Origin of the sequence: Rhizobium sp. RU20A, assembly GCF_900155885.1 — a bacterium.
Lineage (GTDB): Bacteria > Pseudomonadota > Alphaproteobacteria > Rhizobiales > Rhizobiaceae > RU20A.
Window position 1 is genome coordinate 87,376 of sequence record NZ_FTMB01000006.1, and the last position, 13,704, is coordinate 101,079.

The 13,704-nt window shown below is 65.0% G+C and carries 13 protein-coding genes and 1 pseudogene; 7 read left to right on the plus strand and 7 right to left on the minus strand.

Features of this window, described 5'->3' with window-relative positions; genetic code table 11:
- Positions 1–2: 2 nt before the first annotated feature.
- From F3H41_RS21720 to F3H41_RS14990, 3 genes are all read left to right on the plus strand, one after another.
- Complete coding sequence (locus tag F3H41_RS21720) at positions 3–134, plus strand: hypothetical protein (protein ID WP_280177050.1); 132 nt, start codon at positions 3–5, stop codon at positions 132–134.
- Complete coding sequence (locus F3H41_RS14985; RefSeq protein ID WP_149739494.1) at positions 112–1,836, plus strand: PAS domain-containing protein; 1,725 nt, start codon at positions 112–114, stop codon at positions 1,834–1,836. The genes F3H41_RS21720 and F3H41_RS14985 overlap by 23 nt, the downstream gene beginning before the upstream one ends.
- Positions 1,837–2,064: 228 nt before the next feature.
- Positions 2,065–3,405, plus strand: coding sequence for an EAL domain-containing protein (locus tag F3H41_RS14990; RefSeq protein WP_149739495.1), 1,341 nt, complete (start codon positions 2,065–2,067; stop codon positions 3,403–3,405).
- A 26-nt stretch (positions 3,406–3,431) separates the two neighbouring features.
- Here F3H41_RS14990 and F3H41_RS14995 read toward each other — a convergent pair whose 3' ends face one another.
- The gene (locus F3H41_RS14995) at positions 3,432–4,367 is read right to left on the minus strand and encodes a LysR substrate-binding domain-containing protein (protein ID WP_149739496.1); all 936 of its coding nucleotides are present in this window, start codon (positions 4,365–4,367) and stop codon (positions 3,432–3,434) included.
- A 117-nt stretch (positions 4,368–4,484) separates the two neighbouring features.
- Between F3H41_RS14995 and F3H41_RS15000 the strand changes: the two genes are divergently transcribed.
- Positions 4,485–6,038, plus strand: coding sequence for a trimethylamine methyltransferase family protein (locus F3H41_RS15000; RefSeq protein WP_149739497.1), 1,554 nt, complete (start codon positions 4,485–4,487; stop codon positions 6,036–6,038).
- 61 nt (positions 6,039–6,099) lie between these two features.
- Here F3H41_RS15000 and F3H41_RS15005 read toward each other — a convergent pair whose 3' ends face one another.
- The 6 genes and pseudogenes from F3H41_RS15005 to F3H41_RS15030 form a co-directional block, all read right to left on the minus strand.
- Positions 6,100–6,735 carry a PRC-barrel domain-containing protein gene (locus F3H41_RS15005; RefSeq protein WP_149739498.1) on the minus strand — a complete coding sequence of 212 codons (636 nt, stop codon included), beginning with the start codon at positions 6,733–6,735 and terminating at the stop codon, positions 6,100–6,102.
- Between the two features lie 356 nt (positions 6,736–7,091).
- Positions 7,092–7,586: pseudogene (locus F3H41_RS21575) on the minus strand (methyl-accepting chemotaxis protein); the annotation flags it as partial.
- Positions 7,587–7,599: 13 nt separating this feature from the next.
- Complete coding sequence (locus tag F3H41_RS15015) at positions 7,600–8,481, minus strand: SMP-30/gluconolactonase/LRE family protein (protein ID WP_149739500.1); 882 nt, start codon at positions 8,479–8,481, stop codon at positions 7,600–7,602.
- On the minus strand, positions 8,481–9,119 hold the full coding sequence (locus F3H41_RS15020; protein WP_149739501.1) for a 2-dehydro-3-deoxy-6-phosphogalactonate aldolase: 639 nt from the start codon (positions 9,117–9,119) through the stop codon (positions 8,481–8,483). Before F3H41_RS15020 ends, F3H41_RS15015 begins: the two co-directional genes overlap by 1 nt.
- An 81-nt stretch (positions 9,120–9,200) precedes the next feature.
- Positions 9,201–10,145 carry a 2-dehydro-3-deoxygalactonokinase gene (locus tag F3H41_RS15025; RefSeq protein ID WP_244616216.1) on the minus strand — a complete coding sequence of 315 codons (945 nt, stop codon included), beginning with the start codon at positions 10,143–10,145 and terminating at the stop codon, positions 9,201–9,203.
- Positions 10,146–10,147: 2 nt separating this feature from the next.
- Positions 10,148–10,915 (minus strand): SDR family oxidoreductase, encoded by a 768-nt coding sequence (locus F3H41_RS15030; RefSeq protein ID WP_149739502.1) that lies wholly within the window; start codon positions 10,913–10,915, stop codon positions 10,148–10,150.
- Between the two features lie 181 nt (positions 10,916–11,096).
- On the opposite strand from F3H41_RS15030, the gene F3H41_RS15035 reads away from it, so the two are divergent.
- The 3 genes from F3H41_RS15035 to F3H41_RS15045 all read left to right on the plus strand — a co-directional run bounded on the left by F3H41_RS15035 (position 11,097) and on the right by F3H41_RS15045 (position 13,697).
- Positions 11,097–11,897: an IclR family transcriptional regulator gene (locus tag F3H41_RS15035; RefSeq protein WP_149739503.1), complete on the plus strand. Its 801-nt coding sequence runs from the start codon at positions 11,097–11,099 to the stop codon at positions 11,895–11,897.
- Between the two features lie 188 nt (positions 11,898–12,085).
- Positions 12,086–12,799, plus strand: a complete 714-nt coding sequence (locus F3H41_RS15040; RefSeq protein ID WP_149739504.1) for a LuxR family transcriptional regulator — start codon at positions 12,086–12,088, stop codon at positions 12,797–12,799.
- Positions 12,800–12,908: 109 nt separating this feature from the next.
- A complete protein-coding gene (locus F3H41_RS15045; protein WP_244616217.1) occupies positions 12,909–13,697 on the plus strand; it encodes a LuxR family transcriptional regulator in 789 nt (262 codons plus the stop codon).
- Positions 13,698–13,704: the final 7 nt, after the last annotated feature.

The following is a 13,704-nucleotide window of genomic DNA, read 5'->3' on the forward strand; positions in this document are numbered from 1 at the left end:
CCGTGTGCAACCAGGCATTTCGCCGACGGCTGTTGCGCCCTGCGGGCGGTTTCGACATGGCGGCCTCCTGGTGGCAGGGAGTCGTGACGGTCGTGGAAATGGAGCATGTGAATGACGGGATCGGCGTCACCTGACGCGAACATCCACCGTTTGGTTCTTGATGTGGCTGCCGAAATGTTCGGGTCGGCCCTGCTTGTCTGCGACAAGTCGGATGCCATCGTCTTTGCCAGCCGCAGCCTTCTCCAGATCTTTCCGATCGGCGGCCAGTTCATCCAGCCGGGCACGCGCCTGCGTGATTTTCTCGGCGCGGTCTATGATTGCGGCGTTCGCCCCGGAACTGTGCCGGAAACCAGCCGCCGCCGGGCCAATCGCGACGAATGGATTTCCCGGCAGATTTCCATCCACTGGCGCGAGCGTCACGAAATGGAAGAGCGAATCGGCCGCCACCGCTGGATCAACATCGTCCTGCGCCGGCTGACGAGCGGCCACGGCGTCTTCGCCTTCATCGACATTTCCGAACAGCGCAACCGCGAGGAAAAGCTGCAGTTCGACCTCGAACGCGTCGAGATGACCGAACGCATCCTCGATGAACTGCCCAATCCGCTCTTCGTCAAGGACCGCAATCTCCACTACGTCGCCGTCAACAAGGCCTTCTGCCAACTGCAGGGCATGTCGGCCGAGCAGATCCTCGGCCGCACGGCCTGGGATCTCCTGGAGCCGGACCTTGCCGAGCGCTACGAGCGCTCCGACCGGCAAGTGCTCGAGACCGGCGAGGCCTTCGCCCTTCCCGAACAGGCCGTGACATCGGACGGTGAGGATCTCTGGGTCATCACCCGCAAGTTCCGCGTTGGCGATCCGGCCCAGCCGATGCTCGTCACCTGCCTGAACGATGTGTCCGAGGTGCTGATGGCGTCCGAATCGCCTTTCCCGGCCGCCGATGGCGCGCCCAAGCCCGACTATGACGCCTTTCTGCCGGGGCAGAACTGCTACGATCCCTTCCGTGCCATTGCCGTTCAGGATCTCGGGGTTGGCACCGGCATGATCGATCCGGCCGGGGTGACGCCCATCAAGACGAGCCCGCCATCGCGCGTCGCCATCGTCACCGCCGAGGATTCCATCGGCGCCGCCCTCGTCGCCCAGCTATCCATCTGGGGTGTCGAGGCCTGCCGCGTCGGCTCGCTCGCCGAACTCGACATGCTGCTCGATCTTGCCGCAGGGGAGGGCATCGCCCTTGATGCCATCCTCGCCGATACCGCGCTCGGTGCGCCGGGTGATCGGCCCATCCCGCTGATCGGCTTCGACGGCCACGCCGATGCCCATGCCCTTCTTGCGGATCTCGAACGGGCGGGCGTCGCCGTCTTCTCCGATCACGTCGCCCTTGACAGCGATGCCGATCTGGAGAGCGGCGACGATGCACGCGAGCCCGTGCGCGAGCCGGGCGTCGATGTGCTCGTCGTTGAGGACAACCAGATCAACCAGTTTGTCTTCACGCAGATCCTCGAAGCACTCGGCCTCAGCCAGCGCATCGTCGCGACGGCGCGCGAGGGAATTGACGCCTGGCTCGAGCTGCGCCCGCGCCTCGTCTTCGTCGACATTTCGCTGCCCGACATGGATCCCTATGACATGGTCGGAAAAATTCGGACGCTGGAAGCGGCGACCGGCAGCCAGACCCCCATCGTCCTTGTCGCCAACGGGATCGAGGCCTTCGATCCGCAGCGGGCTCAACCCCACGGTGTCCACGACCACCTGATGAAGCCTCTCAGCCCGGATGCCGTGGAGATCATGTATCGGCGGCATGTTCCCGTCAAAGTGGGGCGCGAAGGCGCCCAGCCGTGACGGCCTCAACTAACCCCTTGTCAACTCGTCACTTCTGGTGGTGCGGCAAGCCAATTTTTGGGACCCTGCAGCTAGATTATGTTAAGGTTCAGCCCGCATTCTCATTGTCGACAGTGAGGATTATCCGTTCCTACTAACGTTAGGGGGCGCGGATGCGCCGGGCCTCCTGGGGTCGGACTGCGGTCTGCCCGGACGGCGCGGCGGAATGGATAAAGGGTTGGCAACAGCATGGTCGGGGCGACGGGCACACCCCACAAGGCGGACGCATCCGGATTGCCGATCAAGGATCGGCTGACCGGCCTCGGCACACTTGCAAGCCTTCGCGACTCCATCGACAGCATAGCCGCCGAGCGGGCCGCCGATCCCGCGCCCTTCACCATCGGTCTCGTCAATCTCGACGGTTTCAAGCCGATCAACGATCTCTTCGGACCGGAATCGGGCGACGACATTCTCTGCCAGGTGGCCGAGCGTCTGCTGGCCTGTGTGCCCGATGGCGCCTCGGTCATGCGCACCGGCGGCGACGAGTTCGCCATCGTCCTGCCCTTCGTCTTCGAACGCAAGAGCGCCGAGAAGGTGGGCATGATGCTGAAGGAGGTGCTGTCGGCGCCTTTCGACATCGGTGACCGGCATGTGCGCCTGTCGGCCAGCTCGGGCTTTGCGATCTACCCGTTCGCCGGGGCCGAGGCGGGCGAGCTGACGAAGAGCGCAGCGACCGCGCTTTATCGCTCCAAGCGCCGCGGCCGCGCCCAGATCACCGTCTACTCCCACGAAATCGCGCAGGAAATGCGCCGCGCCACGCATATGGAGCAGGCGCTCAGAAACGCGATCATCGCCAACGAGATTGACGTACACTTCCAGCCGATCGTGGAGATCGCGACGGGCGACATCGTCGGCTTCGAGGCGCTCGCCCGCTGGTGCGATGCCGATCTCGGCTATGTCTCTCCGGCCGTCTTCGTGCCGCTGGCCGAGGAGCGCGGCTTCATCGACGCGCTGTCGGAGGCGCTGTTGCGCAAGGCCGCCGAGCAGGCGGTTTCCTGGCCCAGGCACATCTTTCTGTCCTTCAACCTGTCATCGGCGCAACTGGTCGATCCGGCAACGGCCCTCAACGTCCTGTCGATCGTCAATCGCGCCGGCCTTGATCCGCGCCGTCTCGACATCGAAATCACCGAAACCGCCGTCATGGCCGATCCGGACATTGCCGGCCGCGTGCTGACCATGCTGCGCAATGTCGGCTGCCGCATTTCGCTGGATGATTTCGGCACGGGCCAATCCAGCCTCGGTCGTCTGTGCGACTTCACCTTCGACAAGGTCAAGATTGATCGTTCCTTCGTGTCGCGGCTGACGGCCGAGCGCAGCACCGAACACATCGTGCGCGCCATCATCGACATGTGCCACGGCATGAATTTCCAGGTCGTGGCGGAAGGCATCGAGACGGCGGCCGAAGTGGACATGCTGCGGCGCCTCGGCTGCACCATCGGCCAGGGCTGGTATTTCGGCAAGGCCGTCGATGCCGTTACCGCGCGCCGCCTGATCAATGACAGCGCCACGCGCCAACTGGCCGTCGGCTGATCGCCCTGCCTGTTATTGGCCGCGCCTCACTCCCCTGCCGGCTGGGCAGCCCGGCTCCGCTCCCCTTCGGCCAGCAGCCAGTCTCGCACCCGGCTTGCCTGCGCCGACAGCTCCCGTGAGCGCGGCCACACGACGTAGAAGGCCAGCCCCGTTTCCAGAACATGGCCGCCGACCGGCATCAGCGCCCCGGCGCGCACCTGCTGCTCGATCAGATGCTGCCAGCCGAGCGCAATGCCTTCGCCTGCCAGCACCGCCTGGATGACCAGCACATAATCATTGATGGCGAGACGCCGCGGCCGGGCGCGATAGGCGATGCCGGCGCTCTGGAACCATTCGGCCCAGTCGCAGGCCCGGCGCACCGGTTCCTCCAGATGGATGAGGCCATGTTTCAAGAGGTCGCCCGGCGTTTGCGGATGTCCGTGGCGCGCGAGGAAGGCGGGGCTCGCCACCGCGGTGATCACCTCCGGCGCGAGAAGCGCGGTATGGTAGCCCGGCCAGTGGGCGGGGTCGCCGCCGCGAATGCCGAGCGGGATCGGCTCTTCCTCAAGGTCGAGATCGCGCACGCTCGTCTGGATGCGCAGGTCGATCTCCGGCAGGTCTTCCCGCATCTGTGCCAGCCGTGGCAGCATCCACATCGAAGCAAAGGCGGTGGACGCGGCCAGCGTCACATGCGTCTCGCGCCCCTTGGCGCGGATCTGCTCGGCAGAACGCTGGATGCGGGCAAGGCCGAGCGTCACATCCGCATGGAACTTTTCCCCCGCCTCGGTCAGCGTCACGGCCCGATGCAGGCGGTGGAACAGCGGCTGGCCGAGCTGATCCTCCAACGTGCGGATCGCATAGGAGACGGCGGCCTGCGTCATGCCGAGCTCGGCGCCGGCGCGGGTGAAATTCTGGTGCCGCCCGGCCGCCTCGAAGACGATCAGGCTGCCGGCGGAGGGAAGGAGGCGGCGAAGCGTTTGCATAAGGTGAGATTATGACAATGGGAGAATTTTACCAGCGTCACAAGTGCTCTTTGCGGGACTAGCCTGTGTGAAACAAATGGCAGAAGCCGCAACGGGCACCAACGCCGGGGAACGCACATGGACGAGATCACGCCAGTCACCGAAAGCCAGGGCCGACGCACGCGCGGCGCCCGCACCCAGCGCGGCGGCGCGGGCCGCTTGGCCACCGGCGTGCCCTACATCCAGCGCAACATCCCCACCTACGATATCCTCGGCGAGGAGAGCCTCCAGAAAATCGAGAAGACCGCCGAGCGCATCCTTGCCGAGATCGGCATCGATTTTCGCGACGATCCCGCCGCCCTCGACCTCTGGCGACAAGCGGGTGCCCGCATTGACGGCCTGCGCGTACGCTTTGAACCCGGCATGCTCGCCGAAATCTGTTCGACCGCGCCGCAAAGCTTCACCCAGCACGCCCGCAACCCCGCCAACAACATCGAGATCGGCGGGAAGAACGTGGTCTTTTCCCCCGCCTATGGCTCGCCCTTCGTCATGGATCTCGACAAGGGCCGGCGGTATGGCACGCTGGAAGACTTCCAGAACTTCATCAAGCTCGCCCAGTCGAGCCCATGGCTGCACCATTCCGGCGGCACGATCTGCGAGCCCGTCGATGTCGCCGTCAACAAGCGTCATCTCGACATGGTCTTCAGCCATATCAAATATTCCGACCGCGCCTTCATGGGGTCGATAACGGCCGAAGACCGTGCCGAAGATTCGATCGAGTTGGCGCGCCTGCTCTTCGGCGAGGCCTTTGTCGATCAGCACTGCGTCATTCTCGGCAATGTCAACGTCAACTCGCCGCTCGTCTGGGACGGCACGATGACCAAGTCGCTGCGCGCCTATGCCCGCGCCAACCAGGCCGCCGTCATCGTGCCCTTCATTCTCGGCGGCGCCATGGGCCCGGTCACCACGGCCGGCGCCATTGCGCAATCCTTCGCCGAAACGCTGGCCGGCTGCGCGCTGACGCAGCTGGAGCGCAAGGGCGCGCCGGTTATTTTCGGCAACTTCCTCTCCTCCATGTCGCTGCGGTCGGGCTCGCCCACCTTCGGTACGCCGGAACCGGCGATCGGCTCCATGGTGGTCGGCCAGCTCGCCCGGCGCGCCAAGCTGCCGCTGCGCTGCGCCGGCAATTTCTCCAATTCCAAGCTGCCCGACGGGCAGGCCATGGTGGAAGGCACCATGTCCATGCTCTCGGCCGTCCATTGCGGCGCCAACTTCATCCTGCATTCGGCCGGTTTCCTCGACGGCCTGCTCGCCATGTCCTACGAGAAGTTCATGATGGACCTCGACCTGTGCGGCGCGCTGCATTCCTACCTCGCCGGCGTCGTCGTTGACGACAACACGCTGGCCATGGATGCGTTCGAAGAGGTCGGCCCCGGCAGCCACTTCCTCGGCTGCGCCCACACGCTGCGCAACTACCAGACCGCCTTCTGGGATTCGTCCCTCTCCGACAACGAGCCTTTCGAAAAGTGGAGCGAGGAGGGCGGCGCCACCGATTACGCCACCCGCGCCAACCGCGCCTGGAAAAAGGCGCTCTCCGACTACCAAGCCCCGCCGCTCGATATCGCCATCGAGGAGTCTCTGACCGATTACATCGCCCGCAAGAAGGGCGGTGTGGATGACGCCTGGTATTGATGGCGAAACAAAAAAGGCGCCCCCTTGCAGGAGCGCCTTCCTCATCGATCGGGATCGATGCTTACTGGGCCGTCGCCGGTTCCTGGGCCGGGGCGGTGCCCGTGGCCGGAGCCGTCGTCATGCCCGTGCCGGTGGACGAGGTGGTCGAACCGTCAACGGCAGCGCCGTTGTTGCGCTCGGCAAGAACCTGGGCCTTGGTCTTGAATTCCGGAGCAGCCTTCAGGCTGTCAGCCGTTTCCTGCGTCGTCAGCTTGATCGTGCCGTCCTGCGGGTTTTCAGACACCGTCACGGCTTCGAAGGGGACGGCGACGTTCTTTTCGCCGATGCCGAGGAAACCGCCGACGCCGATCACGGCGGCTTCAACAGCGCCGTCCTTTTTGAAGATCAGGTCGTTGATTTCGCCGATGCTTTCGTCAGCCGCGTTGTAGACGGACTGGCCGATATAGGTCGAGGACGCGATCTGATCCATGGACTGCTCGGTCAGGTAACCGGCCGGTGCAGCCGCGGTGGTGCCGGCAGCCGGCATTTCGGTCGACGGGGTCGTCATCGTGCCGCTGGTGCCGTCGGTACCCTGCATCGGCTGGGTTTCCATGGTCGGGGGCGTTGCGGTGTCCTGCGCGAAGGCGAGGGGAGACAGCGTGGTGACGCCTGCAAGCAGGGCGCCGGCCGCGACAGAAGCGATAAACTTGTTGGTCATGGGGTAACCTTCCTTTTCGTTTCGTTGCGATCAAGGCGCGGTCTTCAGTGTCCCGCACCGCTGATGCCGACCTAACGTGCCGATACGAAAAGTGGTTCCGCAGAAAATTTTTCCCCAAAACGGGAACAAAACGCTATTTTAGAGCCCGCTGCTGGCACGGCGGGCTCCTGTTTTTGCGCGTCAGTTGCTCAAAACTCTTCCCGGCTGTCGCCCGACTTCAGCGCCGCATTGCCATGAAAGGCAGGGGCGGCGCGAACCGCGGCCGGCCGGGAGGGCGTCGTCGGGACCTGGGCCGGGGCTGACCGGGCAGGGGTTTCGAAAATGCCGGCCTTCGCGGCACCCCCGAACTTGGACTGGCCGAGGTTCAGGGCCAAAAGGTTGGTCTGGAAGGCGATCTCGTCGACCACGCCGATACTGTTGCCGATTCCGCCGGCCGATTGTTCGATCTTCCCCATGGCATCGACGGCCTCGCCGACCACCTTGCCCGAATGTTCCGCACTCTGCTTGGTGCGCCGCACCATCTGGCCGGCCTCCCGGGCGCGATGGCTGGAATCGACGACCGTGGTGGTGATCTGCTCGAGAGCCGCCGCCGTCTCTTCGACCGAGGCAGCCTGCTGCTCGGTGCGCCGGGCAAGATCGTTGGAGGCAGACTGGATCTGCTGGGAGGAGACGGCAATCGGTGCCGCATTGTGCGAGATCGTCTGCAGCGCCGCGCGCATCTTGGATGAGGTCTCGTTGAAGTCGATGCGCAGCTGGTCCAGCGCTGGCAGGGAAGGCGTCTGGATGGTAGGGGTCAGGTCGCTCCCCGCCATGGCATTCAACGCGCCCCCCCAGGCCTGCCGGCTCTCCTGTCGGTGCAGCGGGTCAGAGCCGGAAGGCTGGTTCGAACTTGCCCTTGAAGGGAACCCCCAGCTCGAACGTGTTGCCAGCCTGCGGGTCCGCGGCTTTTTCCTCCGGGCCGTAATCCTGCCAGGCCGAGGTCACCAGCACCCGGTCGGCATTGTGCCCGATGGCGGCGGGGCAGCTCGACTGCTTGGCCGGCACGCCGTAGCGGGCGATGCGCGTTCCATCGGGACGATAGACATCGACGGCGCCGATCCCCCAGGTGGCGTTCCAGATATTGCCCTCGGCATCCGTGATGGCACCGTCGATCGTGGCGTCGGAGCCATGGGCATCGACCAGCACCGTCGGTGTTCCCGTCGGCAGGCCCGTGGCCGGGTCGAGCGCCACCCGCATCATCTGGTTGGGAATGGAATCGACGAAATAGCCGACCGATCCGTCCGGGGAGAAGCAGATGCCGTTCGGAATGGAAAGGCCGTCGAAGAGTTTCGTGACGGTGGTGCCGGCCACATGGTAGATCGCGCCGGCGCCCTCTTCGGCCTTGCGGCCCATGGTGCTGGCCCACAGCACACCGGAAGGATGCATGCGCCCGTCATTGGCGCGGTTGCCCGGCTTGTCCTCCAGCTTCACGAAGGCCGAGAGGCTGCCATCGCCCGTCCGGCGGATGAAGAGGCCCTCATCGGAGACGATCAGTTGACGGTCCGCATCGATGATCGCCATCACGCTGCCGAGGAAGGGCAGGGGATGCACCGTCTTCACGCCCGCGGAAAGCGCGAGCGCATGCAGTGCCTTGCCCTTGATGTCGAACCAGAAGGCGGTGTCGGTCGCCGGATCGTAGGTCGGCCCTTCGCCCAGTTCGAGATGCGCGCCGCACAGCACGCGGCCCTGAAACGCTGTCCGCTCCATCACGCATTTCCTCCGTAGACCCGGTCATAGGCCTCGATCGTCACCCGGGCGCGCTTTGCCACCTCGGCGGCGTCCATGCCGGCCTTGTAGAGGCTGGAGCCGAGGCCGAAGGCGCGGATGCCGATGCGGGCGTAGTCGGCGAAGTTGGTTTCCGACACGCCGCCGACCGCCGCGATGGTCAACTCCTTCGGCAAGACGGCGCGGATGGCGTTGATGCCCTCCGGGCCGAGCACGCTGGCGGGGAAGAATTTCAGCCCCGTCGCGCCGGCGCGCGCCGCCGCCAGAGCTTCCGTGGGGGTGAAGACGCCCGGCAGCGTGACCATGCCGCGCTCGGCGGCGAGGCGGATCACCGCCGGTTCCACATTGGGGCTGACCATCAGCCGGCCGCCGGCACTGTCCAGCCGCTCCACATCCTCGGTCGTCAGCACGGTGCCGGCGCCGATCAGCACGCCTTCCGGCGCCATCTTCGCGGCGATCTCGATGGAGGTGAAGGGATCGGGCGAGTTCAGCGGGATCTCGATCGCCGTCAGCCCGGCGTCGATCAGCGCGCCGACCACGGCTTCGGTCTCTTCCGGTTTCAGGCCGCGCAGGATGGCAACGAGCGCGCGCTGCATCGGCGGGAAGGGAATGCGTGTCATCAAGTCAGTTCCTTTGTCAGGCCTCTTTCGGCGCCGCAAACGCACGAAGCGCCCCGGCACCATTCAACAGGCGGGCGGCCGTTACAAGGCCCAGATCTGCCGGGCGGCATGGGCGAGGCCTTCGCGCACCGCGACGTCCGCATCCACCGTCTCCGCGGTAATCCCGGCGACGTCGAAGGCGGCGCGGTAAAGATCGGCCAGCGCTCCGGAGCCAACCAGAATGGCATGCTCGACCGTCCCGAAGGACAGCGCTCCGGCGCATTCCAGGCCGATCAGCGCACCGGAAAGCCGAGCCCGCGAGGCCGTCGCGTCCTTGCCCTGCAGCAACTGCCCGGCACGGATCGAAAAGACGATGTTGGTCGCCAGCGCCGGCCGTTCGAGCGCCATGGAGACGGCCGCGCGGAAGTCGGCGTGGTCACCGTCAAAGCGGCCCGCCTCGGCCAGCGTGTGGGACAGAACCGAATGACGCGACAGAACGTCGAAGAGTTCACCCGTCATGAAGGTGGAAAACCCGTCGACGCGCCCGCCCGAAAGCCGGACCCATTTGCTGTGCGTGCCCGGCATGCAGACGAGCCCGCTGGCATCGGGGTCAAGACGCGTGGCCCCGAGAAGCTGCGTTTCCTCGCCGCGCATCACATCCGGATGGGCTGCGTCGCGCTGGGCAAGCCCCGGCAGGATGCGCACGTCACGGGCAATGCCCGGCACGCGCACGGCCTGTCCGGCAATCTCGGCCAGCGCCGCCGGCGTATCGATATAGCCGGCCTCGACCCATCCCTGTCGCGCGCCGACCATGCCGCAGGCGATGACGGGTGTGTTGGCCGCCGCACCGGCCGCTTCCAGATGCCGCTCCAGCGCCGCTTCAAAGCCGCCCGGGGCTGCGGACGTGCTCGTCATGCCGTCGCTGCTGCGGCGCTCGGCGATGACCGTGCCGTCAGGGCCGATCAGCCAGAGCCGAAAGCTGCTCGTGCCCCAATCGACGGCCGCATAGGATGCCGTGGTGGAGGACATGGGGGAAGATTGCGTCATGCTCAGGTTGCGCCTCCGTCGACGATGATGCTTTGCGCCGTCATGCCGCCGGAGGCGGAGGAGGCAAGGAAAAGACAGGGGCCTACGAGATCCTGCGGCGCCAAGGCCCGTTTCAGGCACTGCCGCTCCACCATGCGGGCGATGGATTGCTCCGTCAGCCAGAGCTGTTTTTGCCGCTCGGTCACGATCATGCCGGGCAGGATGCAGTTGACGCGGATGTTCTCCGGGCCGAGCCGTCCGGCCAGGGAGCGGGTGAGCCCGACAATGCCGGCCTTGGCAGTGGCATAGGCGGGGATATCGCCCATGTTGAGGAGATAGGCGATCGAGGAGAAGTTGACGATCGCTCCGCCGCCGGCTGCCCGCATGAACGGCAGGGCGGCCTGTGCGGCGAAGAAGAAATGGCGAAGATTGACCGCCTGGCTCTCGTCCCAGCTTTCCGGCGTGAGCGCATCGATGTCCTGCCGGTCGTCGCGGGCGGCATTGTTGACAAGAATATCGAGCCCGCCGAGCCGTTCGCCCATCGCCGTCACGGCCTCTGTCACAGCCGCCGCGTCCCGAAGGTCGCAGGCGAGAAAGGCGGGGGTGTGCCCGCCCTTCGCCAGCGTCGCGATCAGGGCCTCGGCCGCGGCCGCGTCAATATCCAGAAATCCGACCCGGGCGCCCTGTCCGCAAAAGGCGCCCACCAGGCTAGCGCCGATCCCTGAGGCGCCGCCCGTGACCAGCACCGCCTTGCCGGCAAGATCCCCGTAGAAAGGTGATGACTTCGGCATGATGGTCCCGATCGCGTCCCGACAAACATGTTCCAATAAATGGAATAGTGTTTTACTATGCGGAATATCGCGTGTCAGACTGGCTGCTGTCAAGGCCGGGTTGTGGCACCGACGCCTCTGGCTGGCATGATGGGAAGAGCGGGTCAGATGAGAAGAGCGGATCAGAGTGCATGAGGCAGGCATGGAACCAGTGACGGACGAGACCGCGCAGCCCGCGACCGATACCGGCACCTTCGGCAAGGTGCTCGCCGTTCTCGATCTTGTGCTGTCGGCCGATACACCGCTGCGCTTCAAGGATGTTCTGCAGCTCGCCGGCCAGCCCCGCGGCACCCTGCACCGCCAGTTGACTCATCTTGTCAGTGAGGGGCTGCTGGTGGTCGGTGCCGATGGCAGTTATACGCCGGGGCTTCGGCTGCTGCGGCTCGCCCACCGGTCCTGGTCGCAGAACAGCTTCCGCACCGTCGCGGCGCCGCATCTCCTGCGCCTGCATGCCGCCACCGGCGAGACGGTGCATCTCGGCGTGCTCAGCGGCAGCGACATCGTCTATGTGGACAAGGTGGAGGGGCAGCAGACCGTGCGCATGGGCTCGCAGGTCGGCAAGACCTCGCCGGTCTACTGTACCGGTATCGGCAAGGCGGCGATCGCCCTTCTGCCCGAGGCCGAACTGGAGCGACTGCTATCCACGATCCGCTTCGTCCGCCACACGCCGGCGACCCTCGCCGATGCCGCAGCGCTGCGGGCCGAGATCGCCACCGTCCGGCAGTCCGGCATTGCCTTCGACCGGGAGGAGCACGAAGAAGGCATCCGCTGCGTGGCGGCGCCGATTCGCGCCGGTGGCAAGGAACCCGTCGCGGCCATCTCGGTCACCGGTCCGGCCTATCGAATCTCGGTCGATCAGCTCGATCGCTGGAGCGAGGTGGTCAGCGGTTGCGCGGCCGATATTGCGCGCGACTGGCGGCTTTGCCTCGGTCCAGGCCGCTGAAACGGGGATGCTTTACCGTAAACTCCACACCGGCGCTGGACGTTGCGCGGGCGCAAATGTAGTTTACGAAAACGTTGCAGGTCTTGTATTTTGCCCCTTTTCTCGTTGTTTGGGCAGGCTTACGACAAATGGTGATGATTTCGGCAAAGCTTGAAGCCGCGACGAAAGAATGAGTAGAAAAGTTTGGCATGATGGACATTGCGGTCAACGACAGGCTCGAGCCCTCTTTGAAGTCGCTGGAGACGCTCTCCAGTGCGGAGGATATCTCGATTGAGCTCGAAAAGCTCTGCGAGACCTTCCGCTTCAGGAGCTACATCGTCCTGGTTCTGAGGGACCGGGCCTGCGAACTTCTGAGCGACCATGTCGTTCTGTCGAACTGGCCGGCAAAGCTGCTTGCCCAGTACGATCAGGAGCGCTGGTCGCGCAACAGTCCTGTCTTTGAGCGTCTGCGCAGGAGCACCATTCCCTTTACCTTCGACATCGAGGCGACTCCGCGGGCGACGCGCGTCTTTGATGCGTTTACCGATGCAGGCATGAGTCGCGGCGTTTACATTCCCGTCCATGACCGGCGCGGCGTTCGCGGCGCGATCGGCCTTGGCGGTACCCGCGAACCGGTGGGCGTCGAGGATATCCTGCCCATCAACATGGCCTGCAGCGCGATTTTCCAGGCTGTCTGCAATCTCAATCTGGACCGCGCTCCGACGGGTGCTCGCCTGTCGGATCGTGAACTGGAATGCCTGCGCTGGGCTGCGGAAGGCAAGACGGCCGCCGAGGTCGCGGCCATCCTTGGCCTGTCCGAATACACGGTCACCCATTATCTCAACCGTGCGGCGCAGAAACTCGATTCCGTCAATCGCGTGCAGGCGGTCGTCAAGGCGCTTCGCGCCAAGCTGATCGGCTGACGCAGGCCGTGACTGATGTGAGTGGTATCGCCATGGGTTCGCGGCATGTGTACAATGGGAGCCCGGCCGTTGTGTGGGGCTTTGTGGCCGATGGAGCCGAAGGAGAGACGTGGATGAAAGTGGCCGGAATCTCGGCGTGCGCTCTGCGATGACCCGCGACAGCAACGGATCATCCGCGTTCCGGACAGGTGATTTTGCAGCGGAGATCGCGTCGCTGCAGACGCAGTTTGATGTGATCCGCTACCTGCGCCGGGTCGCGCAGCTCTTTGGCTTCTCCCACTTCATCATTGCAACCGTTCCCGGCGCCGATTCCGACGGGCTCGGGGCCCATTCGCTGGTCAGCAATCTGCCCTCCGAACTGATCGCGAGGATCGATGCGCTCGATCTCGTCCGGTCCGGCGAAGGCTTCCGTCGCCTGCGCGGAACAACCGCACCGTTCGAACTGTCGCTGAAGACCCACTGCCCGGATGCGGAACGGCAGGACGAAGCGGACGTCAAGACGTTGGATGTCGTCCTCAACGAGGCCAATCTGCGGCAGGTCAATATTTTCCCCGTCCACGACGTGGCGGGAACACGCGCCTTTTTGGCCTTCGTCGGCCCTGAAGTGGAAGTGCCGACCGCTGCGGTGATGGAACTGCAGATGGTCGCCATTCACCTCTTCAACCGTCTCGTGGATATCAGTGCGCTTTTGAAGGCGCCGACGAACCGGCTGTCGGACCGCGAAATTCAGTGCCTCACCTGGACCGCGGCCGGCAAGACCAGTTCCGAGATCGCCGGCATTCTCGGTCTCTCCGAGCATACGGTGAACCACTACCTGAACCACGTCACCAAGAAGCTCGATGCGGTCAACCGCACCCAGGCCGTGGTCAAGGCCCTGAAACTGGGTCTGATCAGCTAAGAGGTGG

Coding starts and splice junctions, on each gene's coding strand:
- F3H41_RS14985 (WP_149739494.1), top strand. CDS start 112: ATGACGGGATCGGCGTCACCTGACGCGAACATCCACCGTTTGGTTCTT.
- F3H41_RS14990 (WP_149739495.1), top strand. CDS start 2,065: ATGGTCGGGGCGACGGGCACACCCCACAAGGCGGACGCATCCGGATTG.
- F3H41_RS14995 (WP_149739496.1), bottom strand. CDS start 4,367: ATGCAAACGCTTCGCCGCCTCCTTCCCTCCGCCGGCAGCCTGATCGTC.
- F3H41_RS15000 (WP_149739497.1), top strand. CDS start 4,485: ATGGACGAGATCACGCCAGTCACCGAAAGCCAGGGCCGACGCACGCGC.
- F3H41_RS15005 (WP_149739498.1), bottom strand. CDS start 6,735: ATGACCAACAAGTTTATCGCTTCTGTCGCGGCCGGCGCCCTGCTTGCA.
- F3H41_RS15015 (WP_149739500.1), bottom strand. CDS start 8,481: ATGGAGCGGACAGCGTTTCAGGGCCGCGTGCTGTGCGGCGCGCATCTC.
- F3H41_RS15020 (WP_149739501.1), bottom strand. CDS start 9,119: ATGACACGCATTCCCTTCCCGCCGATGCAGCGCGCGCTCGTTGCCATC.
- F3H41_RS15025 (WP_244616216.1), bottom strand. CDS start 10,145: ATGACGCAATCTTCCCCCATGTCCTCCACCACGGCATCCTATGCGGCC.
- F3H41_RS15030 (WP_149739502.1), bottom strand. CDS start 10,915: ATGCCGAAGTCATCACCTTTCTACGGGGATCTTGCCGGCAAGGCGGTG.
- F3H41_RS15035 (WP_149739503.1), top strand. CDS start 11,097: ATGGAACCAGTGACGGACGAGACCGCGCAGCCCGCGACCGATACCGGC.
- F3H41_RS15040 (WP_149739504.1), top strand. CDS start 12,086: ATGATGGACATTGCGGTCAACGACAGGCTCGAGCCCTCTTTGAAGTCG.